Raw genomic sequence first — 25,280 nt, 5'->3', positions numbered from 1 at the left:
AGATCGGCTGAACAAGCGCTTAGATATGCACAGGGAAGCCGATTCGCCGCACCGCGCTGGAGGCCCAGTTGTTCACATCCGTCGACGATGTCTCCGCCCGCCTCGCCGAGACCGGCTACCTGGCCTCGCCCGCGGTCGCCACGACCGTCTTCCTCGCCGACCGCCTCGGCAAGCCGCTGCTCGTGGAGGGACCCGCCGGGGTCGGCAAGACGGAGCTGGCCAAGGCCGTGGCCGAGGTGGCGGGGGCGCGGCTGGTACGGCTGCAGTGCTACGAGGGCGTGGACGAGTCCCGGGCGCTGTACGAGTGGAACCACGCCAAACAGCTGCTGCGCATCACCGCCGGCCGCGACGAGAGCTGGGACGAGACGCGCACGGACATCTTCGGCGAGGAGTTCCTGCTGCCCCGCCCGCTGCTGACGGCGATCCGCGGCGACGAGGCGACGGTGCTGCTGATCGACGAGACCGACAAGGCCGACGTGGAGGTGGAGGGCCTGCTCCTGGAGGTGCTCGGCGACTTCCAGGTGACGATTCCCGAGCTGGGCACCATCACCGCGGCCCGCCGCCCCTTCGTGGTCCTCACCTCCAACGCCACCCGCGAACTCTCCGAGGCGCTGCGCCGGCGCTGCCTGTTCCTGCACATCGGCTTCCCCGAGGAGGAGCTGGAGCGCCGGATCCTGCGGCTGAAGGTGCCGGGGCTGGACGAGGCGCTGGCCACCTCCGTGGTCCGGGTGGTCGGCGCGCTGCGGGCCATGGACCTGCGCAAGGTGCCGTCCGTCGCCGAGACCATCGACTGGGCACGCACCCTTCTCGCGCTCGGTGCCGGTGCCCTCGACGAGACCGTCGTCCGCGACACCCTGGGCGTCCTCCTCAAGCACCAGGAGGACGTGCTCAGGGCGGCCGGCAAGCTCGACCTGGACGCCGTGTGAACGCCCCCGGGGCGGACGGCGGCGGTGTGTCCGGGCGGCTGACGGGATTCGTCGGCGCACTGCGCGCGCACGGCATCCGGATCGGCACCGGCGAGAGCGTGGACGCGGCACGGGCCGTCGAGGCGCTCGGGCTCGCCGACCGCGAGCTGCTGCGTGCGGGACTGGCCGCCACCCTGCTGCACGGCAGCGGTCAACGGGCCGTCTTCGACCCGGTCTTCGACCTGTACTTTCCCCGCGGAGTCGGGGTTCCGGAGGGGCCGTCCGCCGGCCGGGACGATCTGCGAGACCGGCTCGCGGACGCGCTCGCCGCGGGGGACACGGCGCTGATGGAGCAGCTGGCGGCCGAGGCGGTCGACGGCCTCGGCGGGTACGGGAGCTCGCCCGGGGCGGACGGCTGGTCGGCGTACCAGACGCTGGAGCGGCTGCGGCCGCAGACACTGCTGGCCCGGGTGCGGGCGAGCGTGCGGGCCACAGGCGGCGCGGAGGGGTTCACCGGCCGGCTGCTCGACGACGAGATCCGGCGCCGTATCGAGCTCTTCCGCCGGCAGGTCGGCGCGGAGGCGCGGCGCAGGGTCGCCGAGCGGCGCGGGCGCGAGGAGATCGCGCGCCGGGCGGTGGCGCCGAGCGCGGACCGGGTCGACTTCCTGTACGCGGGACGGGACCGGCTCGCCGAGCTGCGCCGGACCGTGCAGCCGCTGGCCCGGAAGCTGGCCACCCGGCTGGCCGCGCGGCGCCGCCGGGCCGCCCGGGGCACGATCGACCTGCGCCGCACCCTGCGCGGCTCGCTGTCGACGGGTGGCGTACCGGTGCGGCCGGTGCTGCGCCGGCGCCGGCCCATGCGCCCCGAACTGGTACTGCTGTGCGATGTGTCGGGATCGGTGTCGGGTTTCTCCGACTTCACGATGCTGCTCGTGCAGGCGCTGCACGACCAGTTCAGCAAGGTGCGGGTGTTCGCCTTCGTCAACCGGATCGACGAGGTGACCGGGATGCTGCGGCACGGCACGGCCGACCCGGAGGGGCTCGGCGCGCGCATCCAGGCCGAGGCCCGGCTGACCGGCTGGCACGGCAGCAGCGACTACGGCGTCGCGCTCGGGGAGTTCGCGGAGCGCCACGGCGACGCGGTCGGCCCGCGCACCACCGTGTTCGTCCTCGGTGACGCCCGCACCAACATGAGCGACCCGAACCTGCCGGCGCTGCGGGAGATCGCCGGGCGGGCACGCCGGCTCCACTGGCTGAACCCGGAGCCGCGCGCCCAGTGGGGCACCGGCGACTCCGCCGCACCCGCCTACGCCGGGCTGGTGGAGATGCACGAGTGCCGCAACGCACACCAGCTCGGCGTGATCGTCTCCCGGCTGCTGCCGGTGTGAGGCGTGATCAGGACGCGAGCTCCGGGTAGAGCACGGCGAGGTCGCCGGACAGTCCGGCCTTGACCTGACGGGTGAGGTCGTCGGCGAGGACCTCGAAGGCGTTCGACTCGATGCCGTCGAGGGCCTGGGCGGCCACGCTCCGGGGGGTGGACTTGGGTGCGTCGACGCCCGCGGCCATGTCCGTGTCGACGTAGCCGACGTGCAGGCCGGTGACCTGGACGCCGCGCGGCCTCAGGTCCAGGCGCAGGGAGTTGGTCTGGGACCACAGCGCGGCCTTGGAGGCGCTGTAGGAGCCCCGCACGCCGATCCACGACAGCACGGAGTGGACGTTGAGGATGTGTCCGCCGCCGTTGCGCTCGATGTGCGGGACGAAGGCGCGGGTGACGTTGAGGGGGCCGTAGAAATTCGTCTCGAACTCGCGGCGCACGTCCTCCACCGGGGAGTCGAGGAAGCCGGCGGCCAGCGCCTGGCCCGCGTTGTTGATGAGGATCGTGAGGTCCCGCGCCCGCTCGGCGGCGGCCGCGACGGACGCCGGGTCGCTCACCTCCAGCGCCAGCGGCACCGCGTCGGGGTGCGTGACGGTCCTCGGGTCGCGCGCGGTGGCGTACACCTTCTTCGCGCCGCGCTCGTACAGCGCGGCCACCAGGGCACGGCCGATGCCGCGGCTGCCGCCGGTGACCAGGGCGACGGAACCTTCGATGCGGGTCATGCGGATCTCCAGGAGGATGGGAGCCGAAACAGGGGAAACCGATCGGTTTCCTGGCTTCCGCCACAGTAAACCGATCGGTTTCCCAAGGGCAAGGGCGAGGCGGGCCCTGTCAGCCCTCCGGCGGCTTCCCGTACTCCTGCGCCATGGCGCCCGCGAAGTCGTACACCACGACCTGTTCGTCGCCCACGACCCAGGCGTCGTGCCCGGGCGGGCAGACGAAGACGTCACCGGGACCCACCTCGGCCTCGCCGCCCTCGTCCATGACGAGGTGCATCCGGCCCTGCACCACGAACCCGTTGTGGTGGATCTGGCAGCTGCTCGTGCCGGCGATCGGGCCCACCGACTCCGACCAGCGCCAGCCCGGTTCGAAGGTGCCCACGGCGAAGTCCAGTCCGGTGAGGTGGACGGCTTCGAGGTGCCCCCGGGGGAAGTCGCGCCGTTCGTCCGGCTTGTCGACCGTCTTCACTTCCAACATGACGGTGTTCTCCCTTCCGGCCGTGATCTCCTGCGGCCGGGGCCGGTCTCCGTCTCCGGGCGGAACGCGCACGGTACCCGCGGGGGCCTGGCCCCTCGCCTTCATCGTCTCCCCGCGGGCCGCCTGCCGCCATCCGGGCTCACCGCCGCTGCCCTGTTGACGCAGCACAGGGTCACGACGTTTGCTTGCCACCCATGTGCGCCGGCACCCTGCACCCCGGAGAGCCGGAGTTCCCCGCCCCCCTCGTGCACCGGCTGATCGCCGGTCAGTTCCCGCAGTGGGCGGGTCTGCCGGTCACCCGGGTCCACTCCGCCGGCACCTCCAACGTCATGTACCGGCTCGGCCGGGACATGGTCGTCCGGCTCCCGCGCACCGCCGCGGCCGCGGGCGATGTGCACAAGGAACACACCTGGCTGCCGCAGCTCGCCCAGTCGCTCCCGGTGGCCGTGCCCGTGCCGCTGGGCCTGGGCACACCGGACGAAGGCTGTCCATGGCCCTGGTCCGTCTACCGGTGGCTCGACGGAGAGATCGCGACGCCCGGCGACATCGCCGAACCGGCCCTGCTCGCAAAGGACTTGGCGGAGTTCCTCACCGCCCTGCACCGCCTCGACCCGGCGGACGGGCCGCCCTCGTACCGCGGCGAACCCCTGGCGGCACGGGACGGCGCGACCCGCGAGGCCATCGCCGCACTGCGCGGGGTCATCGATGCCCGGCGGACCACCGCCGCCTGGGACGCGGCGCTGCACGTCCCCGCGCCGGCCGGCCCGCCGGTCTGGATCCACGCCGATCCCCAACCCGCGAACCTGCTCCTGACACACGGGCGGCTGAGTGCCGTCATCGACTTCGGCTGCCTGGGCCTGGGCGATCCGGCCGTCGATCTCATCGCCGCCTGGTACGTGGTGCCGGCCGGCGCGCGGGCGCTCTTCCGGGCCGCGATGGACGTGGACGACGACGCCTGGGTGCGGGGACGCGGCTGGGCGCTGTCCATCGCGCTGCTCGAGCTGCGGTCCTACCGCGACACCAGCCCGTGGATGGCCACCGTCGCCCGCCGGGTCATCGACGAGGTGCTGCTCGACCTATCCCGGGAGAACGGCTAGCCGCCGGTGACCGGTCCCCACGGACGCTCGCTCAGGCCGGGTCGTGCCGGTCACGGTCGTGCAGGTCACGCCTCGCGCCCGGGGCCGGGCGGCGCTGCGGATCCGTCTGCGGCGCCGGGTCCAGCGGGTCGTCGACGATGCCGCGGGCGGCGCGCGCGTCGTCGGAGGCGTCCACCGCCATCTCGCCCGCCACCGCCGTGAGGGCGTGCAGGGCGGGCACCAGTGCCGCGCGTTCCTCGGCGGGGAGCCGCTGCACGAGCCTGCGGATCTCCGCGCGGCGGTGCGCGAGCACCCGGGTGACCAGCTCGTGGCCCACGGAAGTCACACGGAGCACGACCTCGCGCCGGTTGACGGGGTTGGTCCTGCGGTCGACCAGGTCGAGCGCCTCCAGCCGCCCCACCATGCGCAGCGCGGTGGACGGGTTGACGCCGAGCGTGGCCGCCAGGACGACGAGCTTGACCGGCCCGCAGGTGTCGAGCACGACCAGCGCCCGCAACTGGGGCAGGGTGAGCGACTCGGCGGTGGAGGCGAGCGCGCGGGCGGAGATCGCCACGAACAGCCGGGAGGCGGCCATCACGGCCACGGCGAGCTCCTCGGCCTCGCGGTCCAGCGCGCGGTGCGCCAAGTCCGCGGCGGAGCGGGCGTGGGCCGGATCGGTGTGGTGCTGTGGCATGTTGTCCCCCTTCCGCCGCTCCGCCCGGCCGGGCGGAGGCGATCATGCGCGGAGCATCATTGCAGAGGACAACGGCGCCGGACAGCGACGGCCGCACAACCGCCGCGGACGCCGTGGGCCGCCGTCTCAGGGCGGGGCGGGCGGGGCGGGCCGGGCGGTCCTGGCGGGGTGCCCGTCCCCGAGCCGGTGCCCGAGCTCCCGGCGCAGCTCGGCCGGGAGCCTGCCCGGCACCGCCCGTTCGACGACGAGTTCGGCGACGTGCTGTTCCCTGATGTGCGTGTGCGCCGATGCGCCGACATCGCGCGCGGCACGCCTGGGGCCCGGTCCCGGGTCACCCCGCCCACGATGGCGACGACGGCGGCCGCCTCGTCGAGGAGGGCTCGTGGGCGGTCGGGTGCGTTCATACGGCTCTCCTCATGCGGCCTTCGCCCGGCCGCGCCTGCTCAGCGCGGCCTTCGCCGTGGCGGCGACACCGACGCCCAGGGCGACCGCGGAGGCGGCGGCCGCGGGGTGACGGGCCAGTGCGGCCTCGAAGGAGCGGCTGTGCGCCGAGCCGTCGAAGACGCCGTGGGCGCCGTGGTCGCCGCCCTCCGGCCGGTCCACGGGCTCGAAGAGGTTGCTCTCGCCGCTGGGCGGCCGCAGATCGGTCTGCTGGGCGTCGAAGCCGGTCCGGGCCAGGTAACGGTCGAGCAGGGCGGGGGCGATGCGGTTGGCCAGAACGGTCGCGAGCGTGGTGGCCCCGATGTAGTACTGCTTGCGGCCGGGGTGGTCGGCGGCGTGCACGACACCCCGGGCGGCGACCTCCGGCTGGTAGATCGGCGGGACGGGCTGCGGGTGCCGGGGCAGCCGGGAGCGCACCCAGGAGAACTGCGGCGTGTTGACCGCCGGCATCTGGGCGATCGTGACCCGCACGTTGCTGCCGCGGTGCAGCAGTTCGGTGCGCAGTGAGGAGGTGAAGCCGTTGACTGCGTGCTTGGCCCCGCAGTACGCCGACTGCAGCGGGATGGCCCGCTCCCCCAGCGCCGAGCCGACCTGCACGACGGTGCCGCGGTCGCGCGGCAGCATCCGCTTCAGCGCGGACCGGGTGCCGTTGACGAAGCCGAGGTAGGTCACCTGGGTCACCCGCTCGTACTCGCCGGCGGTGATCTCGTCGAAGGGCGCGAAGACGCTGGTGAACGCGCAGTTGATCCATACGTCGATGGGCCCGAAGGTCTGCTCGGCGGCGTCGGCGGCCGCTTCGGTCTGCTGGGCGTCGGCGGTGTCGGCGACCTGTACGAGCGGCCGGCCCCCGAGCGACTCCACCTCCTTGGCGGCGGCGTCCAGGCCGGCCCGCCCGCGGGCGATCAGCACGACGTTGGCGCCGCGTTTGCCGTACAGGCGTGCGGTCGCGCGGCCGATGCCGGCACTGGCGCCGGTGATGACGACGGTCTGGGGCATGGGGGTCAGCTCCTTGCTCGGCGGTGTGCGCCGTACGGCTCGGGGTCATGGGCGAGGCGGGCGGCGGTCTCCAGCAGCAGGGCGTGGACGAAGGCCTGCGGGAGGTTGCCACGCAGCTGGCGCTGGGCGATGTCGAACTCCTCGGCGTACAGTCCCGACGCGCCGCAGGCGCCGCGGTTGCGTTCGAACCAGCGGTGCGCGCCGACCGCGTCGCCCTGCTCGTGCTCGGCCAGCGCCATGAGGAAGCCGCACAGCAGGAACGCGCCCTCGGCCTCCTCCAGGGGCCGGTCGTCGTGGCGGAACCGGTAGATGAAGTGGTCGTCGGTCAGTTGCCCGCGGCACGCGGCGAGGGTGGCGCGGGTGCGCGGGTCGTCGGCGGGCAGCGCGCCGCGCAGCGCGGGCAGCAGCAGGGCCGCGTCGGCCGCGGGCTCGTCGGGGGTGCGCTGCCAGTGGCCGTCGGGGTGCACACTGCTCGCCGCGGTCTCGGCGAACAGGGTGTCGGCGAGGTCGGTGCAGGTACCGGCGAGCGGCCGGCCGGGGGCCGCGCCGGCCAGGGCGCGCAGCCCGGCGACGCAGGTGAGCCGGCTGTGCGTCCACGGCCGGCCGTCCAGCTCCCAGATGCCCGCGTCGGGCTCGCGCCACCGCTCCGCAACGGCCCGCACCGCGGTCTCGGCGGCCTTCCAGCCGTCGCCGTCCAGCCGGTCCTGTCGTTCGGCGGCGGCGAACAGCAGCAGCGCCTCGCCGAAGCAGTCCAGCTGGAACTGCTTCTCGACGTGGTTGCCGATCCGGCTGAAGCCGCCCGGGTAGCCGGGCAGGTCGAGCTCCCGCTGGCCGGGGACGGGCGTGCCGTGCACGGTGCAGGCGGGGGCCAGGCGCGGGCCGTCGGTCAGCAACCGCTCGCTGACGAAACGGACGGCGGCGTCGAGGAGTTCGGGGGCGTCGGCGGCGGCCGCGGCCTGCCCCGCGTAGCTCTGGTCGCGGATCCACACGTACCGGTAGTCGTAGTTGCGGCCCGCCTCGGCCCGTTCGGGCAGGCTGGTGGTGGCGGCGGCGACCATGCCGCCGCCGTGCGCGGTCAGCCCGCGCAGCAGCGCGTAGGCGCGCCGGGCGTCACGGGGGGCGATGGTCTGCCCCAGCGGGGGCACGCTCCCCCGCCAGGCCTGCTCGGTGGCGGCCCAGACCTTCCCGGCCGGGAGCGGGGTGTGCGGCAGCGGCGAGTCGGAGCACTCCAGGACCAGGTCGTGCCGCTCGCCGGGTTCGAGCAGGAGGTCGGCGGTCAGGCCCTCGGCGCGGACGGTCGCCGACGGGGCGCCCCGCCAGCGCAGCCGGTGGCGGCCGGTGTTCAGGTACCACACGCCGTCGTCGTCGCGGTGCGTGGAGGTCAGCGGGGCGCGGCCGTAGTCGGCGCGCGGGTCGAGCACCACCCTGACGTGGGCCGTCCCGTCGACGGCGTGCACCTGGCGCAGCAGCACCAGGCGGCCCGCCTCCCCGGGGAAAGCGAGGGCCTCGCGGCACTCGACCACGCCGTCGGTGGTGACCCAGCGGCTGCGCCAGATCAGCGTGCCCTCCTCGTAGTAGCCGCCGGGCACCCAGCGACCGCGCGGGGTCACGGCGTAGACGCCCGCGCCGCCGATGAGGGAGGCGAAGACGGCGTCGTCGTGCCAGGTCGGGGCGCACAGCCAGTTGACGGCGCCGTCCGGTCCGATCAGCGCGCCGCGCTCCCCGTCGGCCAGCAGCGCGTAGTCGTGCAGCGCGTGCGGCGGAAAGGTTGTGGTGCTCATCGGTGCTGCCTCCTGCTGTCAGCCCACGCGGTAGGTCTGTGCGCGCCCGGTGTTCAGAGTCAGTCCCAGCCCGGGTGCGCCGTCGGCGCCCGGCCGGATACTGCCGCCGTCGGGGGTGAGGACTCCGTCGAAGAGGAGGCGCTCGATGCGCACGTGGTCGTGGAACCACTCCAGGTGCCGCAGGTTGGGCACCGCCGCGGCGGCGTGCGCGTGGGCGTGCGGGGCGCAGTGTCCGGAGACGGCGATGCCGCGGGCCTGGGCGAGGGCGGCGACGCGCAGCCAGACGGTGATGCCGCCGCACCGGGTGACGTCGGCCTGCAGGCAGTCGACGGCGCCGGCGGCGAGCATGTGCTCGAAGTACGGCAGCGTGTAGCCGTACTCCCCGGCGGCGACCTCCAGTGCCAGCCGGTCGCGGATCAGGGCGAGGGTGGTGAGGTGGTCGGAGGAGACGGGCTCCTCGAACCAGGTCACGCCCTGGTCCTCGAGGGCCCGGCCGACGCGTACGGCCCGCTTGGCGTCGTAGCCGCCGTTGGCGTCGACGTACAGGTCCACCTGGTCGCCGACGACGGCGCGCGCCCTGCCCACGCGCCGGCGGTCGCGGTCCTCCCGGCGCCCCCACGACTCGCCGATCTTGATCTTGACGCGGGGGATGCCCTCCTCCTCGACCCAGCCGCGCAGTTGCCGCGCCTGCTGCTCGTCGTCGTAGGTGGTGAAGCCGCCGCTGCCGTAGACCGGCACCTCCTGGCAGGCGGCGCCGAGCAGCCGGACCAGCGGCAGGTCGAGCAGCCGGGCCTTGAGGTCCCACAGGGCGATGTCCACGGCGGCGATCGCCTGGGCGGCCACGCCGGGCAGGCCCGCGTTGCGCACCGCGCGGTGCATGGCCTCGTTCATGCGCGGCACGTCCAGCGCCGGTGATCCGGTGACGACGCCGGCGAGCAGGTCGTCGACGACGCGGGCCGCGGCGGCCGGCGCGTAGGTGTAGCCGAGGCCGGTGACGTCGCCGCAGCGGACGGCGGCCAGGACGAGCGTGGTGCGGTCCCAGCTCAGTGTGCCGTCCGCCTCGGGCGCGTCGGTGGGAACGGTGAACACCGCGGTGTCCACCCGCTCCACGACCGGGGTGTCGCTCACTTGCCGTCCTCCGCGCCGGGCCGGTCCGTGCGGTGCCGGCCGCCGGGCAGGAACTCCTGCACCTTGGCCTTGAAACCCTGGCGGACCATGCCCGTCCGGTCGCTGTCGCCCTTGAGGATCGAGGTCGCCGCGGCCTCGATCTGGTCGAGGGTGGCGTGCGGCGGGATGGGCGGCACGGCCGGGTCGGTGACGAAGTCGAGCACACAGGGCTTGTCGGCGCCCAGTGCGCTCTCCCAGGCACCCTGGACGTCGCCCGGCTTTTCGATCCGCATGCCGTCCAGGCCGATCAGCCGGGCGAAGTCGGCGTAGGCGACGTCGGGGATCGACTGGGAGGGCAGGAACTGCGGGGCACCCTCCATTGCGCGCATCTCCCAGGTGACCTGGTTGAGGTCCCGGTTGTTCAGGACGGCCACGATCAGCCGCGGGTCCTCCCACTCGCGCCAGTACTTGGCGACCGTGATCAGCTCGGCCATGCCGTTCATCTGCATCGCCCCGTCGCCCACCAGCGCGATCGCCGGACGGTCCCCGTGCGCGAACTTGGCACCGATGACGTACGGCACTCCGGGCCCCATGGTGGCGAGGGTGCCGGAGAGCGAACCTCGCATGGCGCCGCGCAGCTTCAGATGGCGGGCGTACCAGTTGGCGGCGGAGCCCGAGTCGGAGGCGAGGATGACGTTGTCGGGCAGGAGGTCGTTGAGGGTGTGGGCGACGTACTCGGGGTTGACCGGGTCGGCGTCGACCGCGGCCCGCCGCTGCATGACCTCCCACCAGCGGGCGGTGTCCTTCTCGATCTTCCTGCGCCAGCCCTTGTCCCTGCCCGCCTTCAGCAGCGGCAGCAGCCTGGTCAGCGCCTCGCGGGCATCGCCGACCAGGTTCACCTCGAACGGGTAGCGCATGCCGATCATGTGCGGGTCGATGTCGATCTGCACGGCCCGTGCCTGCCCGAACTCCGGCAGGAACTGGGTGTACGGGAACGAGGAGCCGATGACGAGGAGGGTGTCGCAGCCCGTCATCAGCTCGTACGACGGCCGGGTGCCGAGCAGGCCGATGGAGCCGGTGACGTAGGGCAGGTCGTCGTCCAGCGCGTCCTTGCCCAGCAGCGCCTTGGCGACGCCCGCGCCGAGGCGTTCGGCGACGGCCATGACCTCCTGACGGGCCCCGCGGGCGCCCTGGCCGACCAGAACGGCGACCTTGTCGCCGGCGTTGAGCACCTCGGCGGCACGGGTGAGGTCCTCGTCCGTGGGCACCGGCGCGTAGTGCGGCATGCCCAGGCTGGAGGGGACCATCTTGAAGGCGTGCCCGGGCGGCGAGTAGTCGAGTTCCTGCACGTCGGCGGGGATGATGACGGCCGTCACCGAGCGGCGGGCCATGGCGGTGCGCATCGCGCGGTCGATCACGTTGGGCAGTTGCTCGGGGACGGTGACCATCTCGCAGAAGTCGGAGGCGACGTCCTTGTAGAGGGTCAGCAGGTCGACCTCCTGCTGGTAGGAGCCGCCCATGGCGCTGCGGTTGGTCTGGCCGACGATCGCGACGACCGGAACGTGGTCGAGCTTGGCGTCGTACAGGCCGTTGAGCAGATGGATGGCGCCGGGACCCGAGGTGGCGGCGCACACGCCGACCTTGCCGGAGAACTTGGCGTAGCCGACGGCCTCGAAGGCGGCCATCTCCTCGTGGCGGGCCTGGATGAACCGGGGGTTGTCGTCGGCCCGGCCCCAGGCCGCGAGCAGGCCGTTGATGCCGTCGCCGGGGTAGGCGAAGACATGCTCCACCCCCCAGTCGCGCAGGCGCTCCAGGACGCGGTCGGAGACCTTCATCGACATGTTCGAAGACCTTTCGAGGGGGTTGGATTCGGCAGGTGCGGTCACGGGCGGCGCAGGTGCTCGAGAGCTGTCCGGCCGGCCGCGGCCGCGACCGTCGCCGTGAGGGCCGCGGCGCCCGCGGTGGCCGTCCACCGGGCCGCGCGGGAGGGCGGGGCGGGCCGCTCGGCCAGGCGTTCGGGCTCCCGGCTGGGCAGGTTCCCCTCGAGGCCGAGGGCAAGCACCTCGGCCAGGTGCAGGGCCCGGCGGCCGGTGTCGCCCTGTTCGATCTGGGTGCGGCAGCTGAAGCCGTCGGCGAGCAGCAGGCTGTCGGGGGCCGCCGCGCGGACTGCGGGCAGGACGCCCTGTTCCGCGACGGCCATGGAGACCTCGTGGTGGCCGCGTTCGAAGCCGAAGTTGCCGGCCAGGCCGCAGCAGCCCTCGTCCAGGACGTCGGCGTCGAGGTGGGCGCGGCGCATCAGCTCCCGGTCGGCGTCGAACTTCATGACCGCGTGCTGGTGGCAGTGGGTCTGCACGGTCGCCTGCCGGGCGAGCCGTGGCGGCCGCCAGCCCTCGGGCGCGTGGTGCACGAGCTGCTCGGCGAGGGTGCGGACCTGTCCGGCCAGCCGCCCGACGTCCTGGTCGGCCGGCATCAGCTCGGTGGCGTCGGCCCGGAACACCGCGGTGCAGGAGGGTTCGAGGCCGATGATCGGGGTGCTCGCCTCCAGGTAGGGCCGCAGCACGTCCAGGGTGTGCCGCAGCACCTTCCCGGCGACGGTCAGCTGGCCGGTGGAGATCCAGGTCAGGCCGCAGCACACGGGCTCGTCGGGGACGGCGACCCGGAAGCCGGCGTCCTCCAGGACCCGTACGGCCGAGATCGCGATGGAGGGGTGGAAGTAGGTGCTGAAGGTGTCGGGCCAGAGCACCACGGTCCGCGGGTCGGCCGGGTCGGGCTCCTCCGCGTCCCGCTCCCGCCACCACTGCAGGAAGGACTGCCCGGCGAAGACCGGGGCCTGGCGCTCCCCGGCCACCCCGGCCAGCCGTTTGCCCGCGCGGGACAGACCGGGCGCCCGGAGCAGTGTGTTGACCAGGGACGGGGCGATCCGGGACAGCCGGGCCCACAGCGGCAGCCAGCCCATCGAGTAGTGGGCGGCGGGGCGCAGCCGTCCCTCGTAGTGGTGGGAGAGGAACTCGGCCTTGTAGGTGGCCATGTCGACGTTCACCGGGCAGTCCGACTTGCAGCCCTTGCAGGCCAGGCACAGCTCGAGGGCGTCCTTCACCTCGGTGGAACGCCAGCCGTCGGTGATCACCGAGTCGGCGTGGCCGCCGAGCATCTCGAACAGCAGCCGGGCCCGGCCCCGGGTGGAGTGCTCCTCCTCCCTCGTGGCCCGGTAGGAGGGGCACATCACGCCGCCCTCGTGGCTGCGGCAGTTGCCGACGCCGACGCAGCGCATCACCGCGCGGGTGAAGGAGTGGTCGTCCTCCGGGTAGTCGAAGTGCGTCCTGGGCGTGGCCGGACGCCAGGCGGCGCCCAGGCGGAGCTGCCCGTCGACCGGGTTGGGGTCGACGACCTTGCCCGGGTTCATCCGGTTGCCCGGGTCGAACAGCCTCTTCATCTCGCCGAAGGCGGTCACCAGCCGCTCGCCGAACATCCGGGTCAGCAGCTCGCCCCGGGACTGGCCGTCGCCGTGCTCTCCGGACAGGGAACCGCCGTAGGAGACCACGAGGTCGGCGGCCCGCTCGACGAAGCGGCGGAAGCGGGCGACGCCCTCGGCGGTCTTCAGCCCGAAGGGGATACGGGTGTGCACACAGCCCTGCCCGAAGTGCCCGTACAGGGAGGGATGGTCGTAGCCGAACTCCCCGAACAGGTCCTTGAGGTCGCGCAGATAGTCGCCGAGCCGCTCCGGCGGGACGGCCGAGTCCTCCCAGCCCTCCCAGGTCTCCCGGTCGTCCGGCGGGCGCGCGGTGACGCCGAGTCCGGCCTCGCGGGCCTTGAGCATCCTCTGCTCGCGTTCGGGGTCGTCGGAGAAGGCCACGTCCGGGTCCTTCTCGCTGCGGCCGATCGCGCGCAGCAGGGCGTGCGCCTGCTCGTCGACGTCCTCCCGGCTGTCGCCGCCGTGCTGCACCAGCAGCCAGCTGTCGCCCTCGGGCAGGGCGCTCAGCGAGTCCAGGTGGGCGCCCTCCTCGCGCATCAGCTGGGCCATGCGCCCGTCGAGTGCCTCCAGCTGGCTGGGCGGGCAGTGCTGGAGCAGGCGGGAGACGTCGTCGCCGGCCCGGCAGATGTCCGGGTAGCCGAGCACCAGCAGCGACTGGTACGGCGGCACCGGCACCAGTTCCAGTTCGGCGCTCAGTACGGTCACCAGGGTGCCCTCGCTGCCGACCAGGGCGCGGGCGACGTCGAAGCCGTTCTCCGGCAGCAGCGAGTCCAGGTTGTAGCCGGACACCCGGCGGGGGATCTTCGGGTAGCCGCGCCGGATGTCGGCCAGGTACTCGGTGGCGATGCGCTCCAGGCCGGCGTACAGCTCGGCCTTCCGGCCGCCCTCGGCGGCGATCCTGGCCCGCTCGGCCTCCGGGGTCGGTCCCACCCACATGCGCAGTCCGTCGTAGGTGAGGACCTCCAGCCGGCGTACGTTGTCGACGGTCTTGCCGTAGGCCTGCGCGGAGGCGCCGCAGGAGTTGTTGCCGATCATTCCGCCCAGTGCGCAGTGGCTGTGCGTGGAGGGCTTCGGGCCGAACTGGAGCCTGTGGCCGGACAGCCGCCGGTTGAGTTCGTCCAGGACGATGCCCGGCTCGACGACACAGGTGCGCGCGTCGGGGTCCACGGAGATCAGGCCGTGGCAGTACTTGGTCCAGTCGATGACCAGCGCGGTGTTGGTGGACTGGCCGGCCAGGCTGGTGCCGCCGCCGCGGGACAGCACCGGCGCGCCGAAGCGGGCGCACACCTCGACCGCCTGCGCCCCCGCCTCCACGCTGCGCGGCACGATCACGCCGATCGGCACCTGGCGGTAGTTGGAGCCGTCCGTGACGTACGCGCCTCTGCTCCCGGCGTCGAACCGGACCTCGGCGTCCACCGCCTCGCGCAGCGCCGCCTCCAGTCCGGGCACGTCCACCGCGGAGACGTCGAGGGGGGATGTGCGACTCATCAGGGGCAACCGCCTTCCTGAACCGTGCAGGACGTCTGGCCGTACGGCGGCCCGGCCGCCGTCGCCTTCCCGGGTACCCGCCTTTGCAGTGTGCAAGGGTGTCTTTTCCGGGGCGCGCCGTACGGTCCCGGCGTGCGCCGTGTCGAACTCGCGCGGTCCGCCGGCGCGGCCGTCGAAGGAAATCGCCGGCGCGGCCGCGTGGACCGGGCCGGCGGCGGCCGGGAGGGGGCCGTTGGCCCGGCTGGGCCCGCCCGGCGCGGTCCCGGCGGGGTCCCGGGCCGCCCGCCGGACGCTGGTCCGATCGGGTGACCGGGCATGATCCCCGTCATTGCGAACACCGGTGGCGCCCGGTACGTCTCTTTACGGCGCGGCGCGGCGCGGCGCGGCACGGCACGGCACCGCACGGCACGGCACCGCACGGCGCGGACAGCGGCACCGCACGGCACGGACAGCGGGGCAACGGGGCAACGGGGCAACGGGGACAAGGAGACGGGGGGACGGGGGGACAAGGGTGTTCGGGGTGAGGTCGCGGGGCGCCGAGGGGCCACTGTCCCGGCGGCCGCGGAGGCCGCGCGGCTGGACGCCGTCCTGGAGGCGGTCGCCGCCGGGACGGGCGCGGTGCTGGAGATCGGCGGAGAGCCCGGCATCGGCAAGACCCGTCTGCTGGGCCTGCCGGCCTCGCGAGCCGCGGACCGGGGCCTCCGGGTCGTCCGGGCCCAGGCGCGAGGCGGCCCCGGGAACCCGTACCAGCTGTTCACGGACGTGCTGGGGGCCTGCCCCCACGCGCTGGAGGCCTGCCCGACGACCGCGCTCACGGCAACGGTCCGGCGCCGGGTCCCTTGCCGCCCGCGCCCACCGCTCCCGGCCTCAATCCGGGTTCCGATCCCGGCTTCGGCCCCGGCTCCGGTTCCGGCCACGGCTCCGGCTTCGGCCCCGGCTCCGGCCCCGGCTCCGGCTCCGGCCCCGGCTCCGCTCCCGGCTTGGATCCCGGGTTCGAACGGTCGGTGCAGGGGCATCTGCAGCGGTGCGCGGCCGCGGGCGGGGCGTGCTCGTGCTGGATGACGCGCACCTGTGCGACGACCGGTCGGCGGACCTCCTGGCCCGCCTGGTGCACACTCCCCCGCCCGGTCCGCTCCTGCTCGCTCTCGCGCACCGCCCCCGCCGGAGTGCGCCGGCCGGCCCTGCTGGAGCCGCTGGCGCACGGCGCGCAGAGCGGCGGCGTGGTGCGCGTGACGCCCGGCCCGCTGGGGGCGGACGCGGTCGCCGCGCTGCCGGCCGCCTCCCCCGAACTGCCGAACCGGGCCGAGGAGTCCCCGGCCACGGCGCGGCGGCCGCACGCGGCGGCCGGAGGCAACCCCGGCCTGGTCCGGGTCCTGGCCGCCTCCCGGTGGGTACCGGACGGCGCGGCGTCCTGGGCCGGGCCGGACCGCGACGGTCTGCTGCGCGAGGCCGCACCGCTGGTCACCGAGGTCCGGGCGCTGGCACCGGAAGCGGCGGCCGTGGCCGGGGGCGCGGCGGTCCTCGGCGGCGCCTTCCGTCCCGCCGACGTCGCGGCCGTCTGCGCGCTGGACCCCGAGCAAGTCCTGAACACCCTGGGGGCGGGGTACGGATCGAGAAGCGGTTCGGCCACGGCACCTGGGCAGAGCTCCTTCCTCGCCCACCACGCCGAGGACGCGCGGCGCGTGGCGGCGGCCCTGGAGGACGGGACGCTCGCCGTCGACCCGCGCTGGCGCACCGGCCCCCCGAAGGGCAGTCCGGCGCGCGGCTCCAGGCACTTGGCGGCTGCGGCTGCGTCGTGCTGTTCCTCGCCGTGATCATCGCCCTGGCGCTGTGGGCGAGCAGCTGCGACGGGGCGACGGGCGGCGAACCGTCGTACCGGCACCGAGCCCGGTCCGCCCCGGCTCGCCGCTACGGCAGTGGCTTGTCCAGCTCGGCCTGCAGGGCGTGGGCGGCCTCGCGGTGACTCTGGGAGTCTCCGGACAGGGCGGTGAGCAGGGCCAGTTCGACGCGTGAGTAGTGGTGGGTGTCCCGGGTGGGGCGGGGGGTGCCGGTCGGGTCGGGCGAGCGCATGCGCTGGGCGATGCCGCGCATGGCCGGGACGTGCGGTCCGAGGAAGGTGTCCAGGAGCTGGGCGACCTTACGGGTCCTGCGGGTCTCGCCGAGGGAGAGCAGCCGCTGTCTGACGCCGGGCAGGAAGTCGAACGTGACGGCGTCGAACGGGTCGTGGTGCTCCGGGACACCGTCGACGGTCGTGATCAGGCCGCTGGTCAGGATGGCGGCGAGGTCGCCCGCGTCGGCCTCCGGCAGCAGTTCGACGGCGATCAGCTGCATCACGTGCCGGTTGAGGGGGGCCGCGGCGAGCAGCACCGCCAGTGCGAAGGAGTTGTCCGAGGCGGCGGTCCGGAAGGTGGCGATCCGCCGGTCGGGGTCGGCGTCGAGCTCACCGGAGGCGGCCCGTTCGGTGGCACGCGCCTGGCCGGCGTCGTCCTCGGGGATCTCCAGCACCTGCTGGCGCACCGGCAGACGCTGGGACATCAGCAGGCGCGCCCACTGGTCCAGCCACCGTTTGCGTATCTCCAGCACCGGGATGTAGAGGCTGGCGCTCTGCTCCGGGCCGGGCTCCCCGGGCAGGGACGGCGTGTCGGACGGCTCGGCGAGCAGCGCCCGGTTCGCGCATCCGGGGTGCTGGGTGCGCAGTCGCAGCGAGCGGGTGTGGAGGCCGGACAGGTGCCAGTTGTAGTGGGGCAGCACGTTCAGGATCGCCACGGTGTGGCAGCCCGCCCAGCAGCGCAGGTCCGGCCACAGCAGCCGCCGCTTCCACGCCGCACCGACACCGTCGGTCAGGATCAGGACCATCTTGCGCCTGCCGAAGGTGCTCTCGCCCAGCCTGATGGCGTTCAGCAGATCCCGGTCGAAGAGGCCGTCGGGGGTGGCGGACCGGTGGGTGCGCAGTTTGACGATGCGGGTCTCGCTGAACAGCGGCAGGTCGCGCACACAGGCGGCGAAGGCGTTGACCGTCGGGTACCAGGCGGCCATGGACACCCCGGTGTCCACGACCAGGACCAGCTCCCACAGCGCGGCCGCGCCGGCGAACGAACTCTGCGGCCGGGGCAGCCGGTCGGGGACGGTGTAGGCGTCGGCGGTCTGCTCCGCGGACCCGGCCGCGTCCGGCTGGAGCCTGATGAGGGCGTGCAGGGCGGCGGCGGAGGTCTCCGCCGCCGGGGTGGGCAGCGGCCCGGGCCAGCCGGCGGGCGCCTCGGCGAAGACGGGTTCGTGCAGCCCCAGGCCGCGGTTGCCCTGCCGCCAGGCGGGCGGCACGGTCGGGGCGGGCGCGGCGGTGATCAGCCACGTCCTGGCGTCGGGTGCGGTCACTTGGGCGCTACCTCGTCCGGTGCGGCAGGCGGGCCGGGGGCGCGGCCGCCGGCTCGTCCGAGACCGCATGGGGGTGGAAGACGGGCGGGGACGCCACCTCGTCCGGTGCGACGAGAGGATTCAGCACGGGCAGGGAGCGGTTGGGGTCGTCCCACATGAGGGTCAGGCCGCGCACGACCTCCGCGCCCTGTGGTTCGCCGGCGTCACAGGCCAGCCGCATGGCGCGCAGGCGTTCGGGCAGCGTGGCGACGGGGCCGCGGCGCAGCAGTCCGTCCACCGTGTCGTGGAACTCGGCCGAGGTGCAGTCGTGGCGGTGCCACAGCACGACCGGTACGCCGGAGCTGATGGCCTCCACCAGCTCACCGCGGCCCTCGGCGCAGTCCGGCGGGGCGGACAGTACCCACGGCAGGTCGCGACGTGCCTCCGCCGGACCCCGGCTGCGGCCCGCCTCACCGGGTCCGGCCGAGGGGTCCACCATCCGGGACCAGCGCTCGTGCCAGGAGGGGTACGAGGCCGAGGCCCGTACCCGGTCCAGGCTGCGCACGACGATCCGGACGTTGTCCGGCGCGGCCGGTTCCCGGGGTGTGCACCACTCTGCGACCGGAAGGTTGATCAGCGACAGCGGCAGCCAGAACTCGATGGTGAGGGACGCGCCCTTGTCGTGCCCCTGGGACGATTCGCGCAGCCGGCTTCGGATGGCCCGTTCCAGGTCGGCCTCGCGCACCCGGGCGTCGTTGTCCCGCAGTGCGGGCCCGGCCTGCTGGGCGTCGTCCTGGTGCCACACGCGCAGCGCGTAGTAGTCGTCGTCCAGACCGTCCGGCATGAGCACCAGCATCATGCGCCGCTCCTTGGGCGCGGTCACCCGGGTGTCGCCGGCGCGCGCCCGGCAGGCCTGCAGGGCGGGCCACAGCTCGTGGCGGCGCGCGCGTTTCTCGGTCCACTCCCGCAGGCCCACGGCGAGCGGCCCGCCCGCGGAGGCGGCGAGGAACTCCAGGAAGGCGAGGAACGGGGGGAGCCCGTCGGGCAACGCGTTGCGGCGCAGCAGATACAGCAGGATGCTGCGCGCGTCGGTGCAGTGTTCGGGCAGCGGCGCGGAGACCGGCTGCAGACTCGCGTGGGCGATGGCCTGTACGTCGTGCTCCGCGCCGACCTGGCCCAGCAGTCGGTCGAGCACGAGCAGTTCCTCCTCCGTCAGCTGGTCCCGCGCCGTCCACTTGTCGGCCAGCTGCCGCATCTGCAGGGCGGTGCGCCGGTCGCCGTCGAGCGAGGCCACCGCCTCCGCCAGGGCGTCGGTGCCCTCGCTGTGCCGGGTGCACTCGGTGACGATGTGGGTGAAGTGGTCGAAGGACCGCGCGGGAGCCTTGTCCCGGCCGGGGAACGGCAGTTCCAGCGCCCGCACCAGGTAACTCACCAGATCCTGGCGGCTGGAGGGGGTGGCGAAGCGCGGCGAGCGGTTGAGGACGTCGGCCATGTCCCGCAGCAGGGAACTGGCGGCGAGTGCGGCCAGCGGCCCGTTCGAACTAGTTACCCCCATGACCGCGCCCCCCTGCGAACCCGCCGGCCCGGCGGCACGAGCGTTTCGGCATGTTGCGTTCCTGACATGACTGTCCACCCGTGGGCCGCGTCAGGCCAAGGACATTTCCCGCTGAACTTCGGCTTCTGCCGGGCGTATACGACGACGAATACGTCCGACTCCCCGGTTTCGGTTCACCTGGGGCCGTCACAATGGGGCCGTGGGGGATCTGAGCCAGTGGGCGGCCTGGGCGGCGGCCGTGACGAGTATGGCCACGTTGGTCGTGACCACAGTGGTGGGCGGGCGGCGTGAGCAACGCAAATGGGCGCGGGACGCGCTCACCGACGCGTTCGTCGGCTTCCTGGAAGCCAGTTGGGCGCACTCCGACACGGTCCGGGCGCTGCCGGACGACCAGGTGAATCACAGCGCGCGCACCCAGGAGTACTACGCCGAGATGCGCAGCCAGCTCACCCGGCTGCGTCTGCTGGCCTCGCCACAGGTGCTGGAGGCGGGCAAGGAACTCCTGCGCTGCCAGCGCGCCGTGCAGGACGCGCCGCCGGGCGTGCGGCGCGAGCAGGCGCTGGTGGATGCCGCGCGCTCCCGGCGCCTGGTGGTGGAGGCGGCCAAGCGGGAGATGGGTCTGTGAACCGCCGAGGTCAGAGCACATAGCGTCCCAGCCTGTCTTCGATGCCGTCGCGGATGTCCGTGAGCGTGGCCTGGGCGGCGGCGTTGTAGTTGCCGCTCTGCAGCCTTCGGGTGATGGAGCGGGCGATCACGGCGAAGTAGGTGTCACTTCTTCGCTGGCGCGGCCCCGGAAGCCACTGGCCGATCAGATTGCGTGCCGCGGCCAGCAGGATCGGGTCCGCGCCCTCCAGTGCGGAGAGCAGCTCGTCCCAGTGGCCCCAGTACCCGAGGCCGATCAGCCGGGCGCGCTCCATGCTCGGGTGCATGGAGGAGGTGTCCCGGGCCATGCCGCGCAACGTGCTCTCCGCCTCCTCCGCGTCCAGCGCGAGGGAGTCCTCCATCAGGGCCAGCCTGCCCAGGTATCCGATCGCGGTGACCGCGTGCGCGGCCAGGGTCACCTCGATCCGTCCGTACTGTCCGTGGGAATGCGTGATGACGGTGCCGATGTTGTGCTCGCTCTCGGCGACCTCGCGGGCGAACGGCAGCGCCTGGTGCAGTCCGGCGCTGGCGGCCAGCAGCACGAACTGGTGGGCGACCACACCGTGCGGGCTCTGCGGCCGCAGCCGCATCAGCTCGCGCTGCTCCTGCGGGGTCAGGGCCGCGGGCTGGACATAGGGCGCGTCGAGCAGCACGTCGGCGCTGCCCAGCAGACAGATACGGGCGTGGCTGTCGAACTCCTGCTCCCGCATGAAGAACCGCATCTCCGCGCGCGGCGGCAGGACGCGCCGCCAGGTCATCGCCCAGGGCCAGTTGAGTGCCTCCTGGACGAGTCCCTGTTTGGCCATCGTGTCCTGCACCCGCAGGGCCAGCCGCAGCCCGGTGCCCTGGTCCAGGGCGACCACGGCGGTGACGAAACTGGCCACCGCGTCCACGTAGTCGGCCGTGAGGTGGTCCAGGAAGGGATCCAGCAGCTGTCCGAGCGCGGCGGGGTCCTGGTCGGGCGGCAGGCAGGAGACCGCCGCGGCGGCCAGCGACAGCTTGGCGGGTGTCGGCCGCGTCAGGATGTCACGCAGGTCGGGAACGTCCAGCCGCAGCCCCTCGGCGAGGATGTGGTGCCCGGCGATCACCGCGAGCTGTTCGTTCTCCCGGGTGAGCAGCGTCCGCCAGCGCTCCGGGCCCGGCCGTACGCCCGGCTCCTGGTCGTCCAGTACGGCGTCGGCCAGGACGTTGGCCGGGGACTGCGACTGCTGCGCCCGCGCGGCCGTGCGCAGCAGCTGCCGCCATCGCGGGTCCTCGGCAAGGCCCATGCGGAAGCGGTAGCTGAGCAGCGTCTCGATGCGCCCCTCGGCCGCGAGGAGTTCCAGCAGCGCCATCCGCTCGTCGTTGAGGTCGGCCGCCGTCTCGGTGCGAGCGGTCGAGCGCAGTTGCTCGTCGACCTCGCTCAGCCGCGCCGCGCAGGCGTCCCCGTAGGTGCGGCGCAGGGCGCGCGTCGGCTGGACGTCCAGCTGCCGCAGGGTTTCCCAGGCCTGCGACACCACGGACCAGGCCGTGCCGGGAGCCACTCGGGACAGGACGTGGGCGACGAGAGCGCCCAGGCCCGCCACTTGGACGCAGCGCAGGGCCCGCGCCACCACGCGGTCGTCGGCGCGCAGGTCGGTGGGCGGGTCGAGCAGCCGGGTCAGCACCTCCCGCAGTCGCGCGGAGGCGCCCGGCACGAACCACTGGTGCATCATCACCAGGCCGTCCAGTGCCGCCGCGACCGCCTCCGGCGCTCCGTCGCGCTGCAGCGCCGCCGTGCGCAGGACCTCCAGCGCGGGCTGGGAGCCGTACCGGGCCAGCGCGTAGGCGGAGCGGCGCCAGGCCGGCAGTCCGCTGTCCGGGGACCGCAGGACGGCCTGCTGTCGGCCGAGGAAGTCCTCCCGGGTGGCGCCGACCGCGTCCTCGGGCGCCGCCTGCAGCAGCATCGCCCCGTACAGGGGGTGGGCGGCCGCGCCCTTCTCCACGACGGCGGCCACCAGCCCGGGGTCGGTGCGGGGGTCGGCGACCAGCATCTGTGCGGCGTCGCGCCAGGGATGTTTGAGGATCCGGGTGGTGACCTCGTCGACCTCGTCCACCCCGTACTGCTGCAGCACGGAGGCGGCGCAGTAGGCCTGGACCAGCGGGTTGCAGAAGGTGATGCGCGAGGAGTCCTCGTTGATCACGCTGGTCGACAGCAGTGCCGTCAGGGTCAGTTCCGCGTTGCCGTTGTCGTGGGCGGAGATCACGCGCAGGGCCTCGCCGCGGCTGAGCGCGCCGGAGTCGCCCAGGCAGGTGACGAGTTCTCTGAGCAGCCGCAGCTTCCGCTCGACCTCGCTGGAGTGATTGCTCGACTTGAGCTGTCTCAGCAGGTACTTGCGGGCCAGGACGCCGGGGTTGGCGGGTATGTCGCCGGTCTGCGCTAAGTGTTTGACGAGCATCCAGAGGAACTGCGGCTTTCCGGCGAGGTCGCGCAGTGCCACGGTGTCGGGATCGTCGAAGAGCCGCTCCTGCAGCTGATCGAGCTTGGGCTGCCAGTCCTGCGGCGCCAGCGTGCGCAGCACCTCGGCCAGGAACCGGCGGGCCGGCCACTCCCGCACCTTGTGCAGCGCCACGGCGGGCCAGCCGAGCGCCTGCGGGTCGTAGCTGTGGCCGCGCTGGCACACCACGACACGGACGTGCGGCGCCTCGGTGCGCAGTTCCTTCAGCCACTCCAGGATCTCCGCGCGCCGCGGGTAGTCGACCTTGTGCAGCGCGTCCACCGTCAGATGCACCACGCCCAGCGCCATGAGCCGGCCGAGCCGCTCCTCGGACAGCAGCGCCTGCAGCCGGCAGGCCTCGCGCAGCACCGCCGCGGCCGACGACCGCGAGGCCAGCACCCGGCTCAGCTGCGGGGCGCTGACCAGCAGGGGCAGCCGGCTGCAGGCGACGCCGTCCTCCGGCGGGCGGTCGGCGCCCGGCCCGCGCGCCGCCAGCAGCCGTCTGCGCAGCTGCCGGGCCACCACGGTCGCGCCGGAGCCCGACTCGCCCAGCAGCACCACGGCCTCCTGGGCGGCGAGCAGTTCCAGGCAGTCCCGGGACGCGGCCGACAGGGCGCCCTGGCCATGCTGCACGAACGGCTCGCCCGGGGCCAGGGCGTGCCCTTCCAGCGGGATGTAGACGAAGTCGGCCTCCGGTCTCCCCTCACAGGCGGCGTCGCCGCAGTCCGCGTCCTGGCAGCAGCGCCGCAGCACCTCGACGGTCTCGGTGAGCGGTCCGTCGGCCAGATACACGGCGACCGACCGGCGCCAGCCGGCGATCTGCTCCTGGTTGCCCGCCCGGCCCGCGGCGAGCACGGCCACGGACACCAGGTCGCCGCTCTCCCAGTCGGCACCGGTCCCGTGGGTCAGCAGCACCTCGCAGGCCGCCCGCATCTCCTCCTCGCTCCAGCGCGCGAACAGGTCGGCGCGGCCCGGCGACAGGCACTCGCAGGCGACGCCCGCGGCGGCGGCCGCGGCGATCACGCGCGGGAACTCCTGCACGGGCGCCTTCCACTTGAAGGTCCGGCAGGCGGCCAGCAGCAGATGCTGGAAGTAGTGCGCGGGGAAGGCCGCCCGGTCCTTCGACGGCACCCACTGCCAGATGCCGCGCCGCAGCGCCCAGAGCAGGCTCAGACAGCGGCCGAGTTCGGGGGCCGCCTCGCGGTGCCGGGCGGCGAGGTCCGCGGCGGCGCGGTCGGCGGCCGCCGCGCCCCACAGCGGGAGCACCACGGTCAGCAGGCCGAGGTAGCGCTGCAGACGCACCAGGTCGGGCCAGCCCAGCAAGCCCGCCACGCAGTCGCGCAGGACGCAGACCTCCATCCACGCCGGGTCGGAGAGGGTGTAGGCGTCCCTGCGGAACGAGGCGAAGTCGATCAGATAGGGATTGGGGCCGCAGAACAGGACGTTGCGGGGATTGAGGTCGCCGTGCACCGCGGACCGGGTACGGGTCGTCGAGGTGCTGTCCAGCGTGTCGTGGAGCGCCTTCATCGGGTGGTCCGTGCGGACCCCCTCGTACTCCAGGCTGTCGGGCCCCTCCCGGAAGCCGTCGCCGCCCGCGAACGCGTCGGTCAGCAGCCGGGACCACTCCTGCGAGCGCACCGACGTCACCCGCCCGTAGACGTCCACCGCCGAGCCGGGCTTGATGGAGTGGGAGGGTCTGCCGCCGGCGAAGGCCCTGCCGGTGAGCGCGACGCGCACCTTGGTGGACTTGAACCTCCCCGCCACCGTGGCGCCGTCCACCTGGACCTCGTCCAGCCTCAATCGGGTGTGCCCGCCGACGGACAGGGAGCGCTCCTGACCGGGAGGGGAGGTCGAGGACCGCAGCAGGCGCCCCGACTTGAGTACGTCGCTGCACATGTCGTTCTCCTGGGGGTTGCCGTCGACCAGCAGGACCAGCCCGTCGGGCGGCTCCTCGATGGCGTCGACGGCGAGCGACAGATCGCACCCCAGCCGCCCGTTCTCGTCGGTCAGATCACCGTCCCGGGAGATCCCCTCGCGGTAGAGCTTGCGGGTCAGCGTCGCCATGAGCCCCGAGACGACCCGGACGGCCTCGTCGAAGCGCTGGTGGTCGCGCAGCGCGTCCAGCCACACGTCCTCCAGCGACCGCACCAGGCCCCGGGGATCGGGATCGCGGTCGCTGACGTGCGCGTAGACGACGACGTGGCGGTCGAAGGGGGTGGCCAGCCGGGGGTTCTTCACCGAGGCGCCGACCGCCACGATCGGCACGAACAGGGTGGCGTCCAGCGAGACCGAAAGCTCCCGGTAGGCGTCCCACTCCTCGACCGCGTCGGCGTGCGGCATGAGCTTGGCCACCTGTAAGGAGGTCGAGCCGCCCCGGGCGACCTCGATCTCGAGGACCTCCGAACCGCTGCGGCCGCCGGCGAGCCGGCGCAGCACGGTGACCGTGCGCACATGCTCCGGCCAGGTCCCCTCCCGCATGCAGGAGGCCTCGTCCGCGGTCGTGCCCACCGCCACGTCCAGAAGGGCATCGCGGATCTCGTCCTCGTCGGCCGTGTCGATCCCGCAATCCGGCGCGAACGCGACCTGCCAGCCCATGTGCACCCCCGATGCACCACCGAACGCCGCACACCCCTGCTGGCGTTCGGTGATGCCGATGTAGCTGCGCGAGAGTGTAGCGACGCCGCGGGCCTTCCGGAGCCCTTCGCGCGGGCGACGCACACCTGTCTGTATACGTATGGTGGACG

The 25,280-nt window shown here is 73.8% G+C and carries 16 protein-coding genes; 5 read left to right on the top strand and 11 right to left on the bottom strand.

All coding sequences use genetic code 11. The features are described 5' to 3' along the window. The first annotated feature begins 68 nt into the window (after nucleotides 1-68). Complete coding sequence (locus tag ACH4UM_RS13780) at nucleotides 69-926, top strand: AAA family ATPase (RefSeq protein WP_398177516.1); 858 nt, start codon at nucleotides 69-71, stop codon at nucleotides 924-926. Then, entirely contained in the window at nucleotides 923-2,293 is a 1,371-nt protein-coding gene (locus tag ACH4UM_RS13775; RefSeq protein WP_398177513.1) for a VWA domain-containing protein, read from the top strand. The genes ACH4UM_RS13780 and ACH4UM_RS13775 overlap by 4 nt, the downstream gene beginning before the upstream one ends. A 7-nt stretch (nucleotides 2,294-2,300) precedes the next feature. Here the strand turns inward: ACH4UM_RS13775 and ACH4UM_RS13770 are convergent, their stop codons facing one another. Together ACH4UM_RS13770 and ACH4UM_RS13765 are read right to left on the bottom strand one after the other, a co-directional pair. After that, nucleotides 2,301-3,002, bottom strand: coding sequence for an SDR family oxidoreductase (locus tag ACH4UM_RS13770; RefSeq protein WP_398177510.1), 702 nt, complete (start codon nucleotides 3,000-3,002; stop codon nucleotides 2,301-2,303). Nucleotides 3,003-3,111: 109 nt separating this feature from the next. Continuing rightward, nucleotides 3,112-3,477, bottom strand: a complete 366-nt coding sequence (locus tag ACH4UM_RS13765) for a cupin domain-containing protein (protein ID WP_398177508.1) — start codon at nucleotides 3,475-3,477, stop codon at nucleotides 3,112-3,114. 194 nt (nucleotides 3,478-3,671) lie between these two features. Between ACH4UM_RS13765 and ACH4UM_RS13760 the strand changes: the two genes are divergently transcribed. Further along, the gene (locus ACH4UM_RS13760; protein WP_398177505.1) at nucleotides 3,672-4,574 is read left to right on the top strand and encodes an aminoglycoside phosphotransferase family protein; all 903 of its coding nucleotides are present in this window, start codon (nucleotides 3,672-3,674) and stop codon (nucleotides 4,572-4,574) included. 31 nt (nucleotides 4,575-4,605) lie between these two features. Here ACH4UM_RS13760 and ACH4UM_RS13755 read toward each other — a convergent pair whose 3' ends face one another. The 6 genes from ACH4UM_RS13755 to ACH4UM_RS13730 form a co-directional block, all read right to left on the bottom strand. Then, entirely contained in the window at nucleotides 4,606-5,247 is a 642-nt protein-coding gene (locus ACH4UM_RS13755) for a MarR family winged helix-turn-helix transcriptional regulator (RefSeq protein ID WP_398177502.1), read from the bottom strand. Nucleotides 5,248-5,661: 414 nt separating this feature from the next. Next, entirely contained in the window at nucleotides 5,662-6,684 is a 1,023-nt protein-coding gene (locus tag ACH4UM_RS13750; RefSeq protein ID WP_398177499.1) for an SDR family oxidoreductase, read from the bottom strand. Nucleotides 6,685-6,689: 5 nt separating this feature from the next. Continuing rightward, a complete protein-coding gene (locus ACH4UM_RS13745; RefSeq protein WP_398177497.1) occupies nucleotides 6,690-8,465 on the bottom strand; it encodes a glycoside hydrolase family 15 protein in 1,776 nt (591 codons plus the stop codon). An 18-nt stretch (nucleotides 8,466-8,483) separates the two neighbouring features. Further along, nucleotides 8,484-9,593, bottom strand: a complete 1,110-nt coding sequence (locus ACH4UM_RS13740; RefSeq protein ID WP_398177494.1) for an enolase C-terminal domain-like protein — start codon at nucleotides 9,591-9,593, stop codon at nucleotides 8,484-8,486. Beyond that, complete coding sequence (locus ACH4UM_RS13735) at nucleotides 9,590-11,413, bottom strand: thiamine pyrophosphate-requiring protein (RefSeq protein ID WP_398177492.1); 1,824 nt, start codon at nucleotides 11,411-11,413, stop codon at nucleotides 9,590-9,592. The genes ACH4UM_RS13740 and ACH4UM_RS13735 overlap by 4 nt, the downstream gene beginning before the upstream one ends. 41 nt (nucleotides 11,414-11,454) lie before the next feature. Beyond that, nucleotides 11,455-14,532 (bottom strand): FAD-binding and (Fe-S)-binding domain-containing protein, encoded by a 3,078-nt coding sequence (locus tag ACH4UM_RS13730; protein ID WP_398177489.1) that lies wholly within the window; start codon nucleotides 14,530-14,532, stop codon nucleotides 11,455-11,457. A 1,058-nt stretch (nucleotides 14,533-15,590) separates the two neighbouring features. Here ACH4UM_RS13730 and ACH4UM_RS13725 point away from each other — a divergent pair. After that, a complete protein-coding gene (locus ACH4UM_RS13725) occupies nucleotides 15,591-16,346 on the top strand; it encodes a hypothetical protein (RefSeq protein WP_398177486.1) in 756 nt (251 codons plus the stop codon). Between the two features lie 94 nt (nucleotides 16,347-16,440). Here the strand turns inward: ACH4UM_RS13725 and ACH4UM_RS13720 are convergent, their stop codons facing one another. Together ACH4UM_RS13720 and ACH4UM_RS13715 are read right to left on the bottom strand one after the other, a co-directional pair. Then, entirely contained in the window at nucleotides 16,441-17,973 is a 1,533-nt protein-coding gene (locus ACH4UM_RS13720) for an SAV_2336 N-terminal domain-related protein (protein WP_398177483.1), read from the bottom strand. Beyond that, nucleotides 17,912-19,438, bottom strand: coding sequence for a hypothetical protein (locus ACH4UM_RS13715; protein WP_398177480.1), 1,527 nt, complete (start codon nucleotides 19,436-19,438; stop codon nucleotides 17,912-17,914). Before ACH4UM_RS13715 ends, ACH4UM_RS13720 begins: the two co-directional genes overlap by 62 nt. A gap of 199 nt (nucleotides 19,439-19,637) precedes the next feature. Between ACH4UM_RS13715 and ACH4UM_RS13710 the strand changes: the two genes are divergently transcribed. After that, on the top strand, nucleotides 19,638-20,063 hold the full coding sequence (locus ACH4UM_RS13710) for a hypothetical protein (RefSeq protein WP_398177477.1): 426 nt from the start codon (nucleotides 19,638-19,640) through the stop codon (nucleotides 20,061-20,063). A 10-nt stretch (nucleotides 20,064-20,073) separates the two neighbouring features. Here ACH4UM_RS13710 and ACH4UM_RS13705 read toward each other — a convergent pair whose 3' ends face one another. Continuing rightward, nucleotides 20,074-25,131, bottom strand: a complete 5,058-nt coding sequence (locus ACH4UM_RS13705) for a hypothetical protein (protein ID WP_398177475.1) — start codon at nucleotides 25,129-25,131, stop codon at nucleotides 20,074-20,076. Nucleotides 25,132-25,280: the final 149 nt, after the last annotated feature.

The sequence above is a fragment of the Streptomyces sp. NPDC020801 genome, from assembly GCF_044334385.1.
Classification (GTDB): Bacteria; Actinomycetota; Actinomycetes; order Streptomycetales; family Streptomycetaceae; genus Streptomyces.
This window is presented reverse-complemented; position numbering and strand designations above follow the sequence as displayed.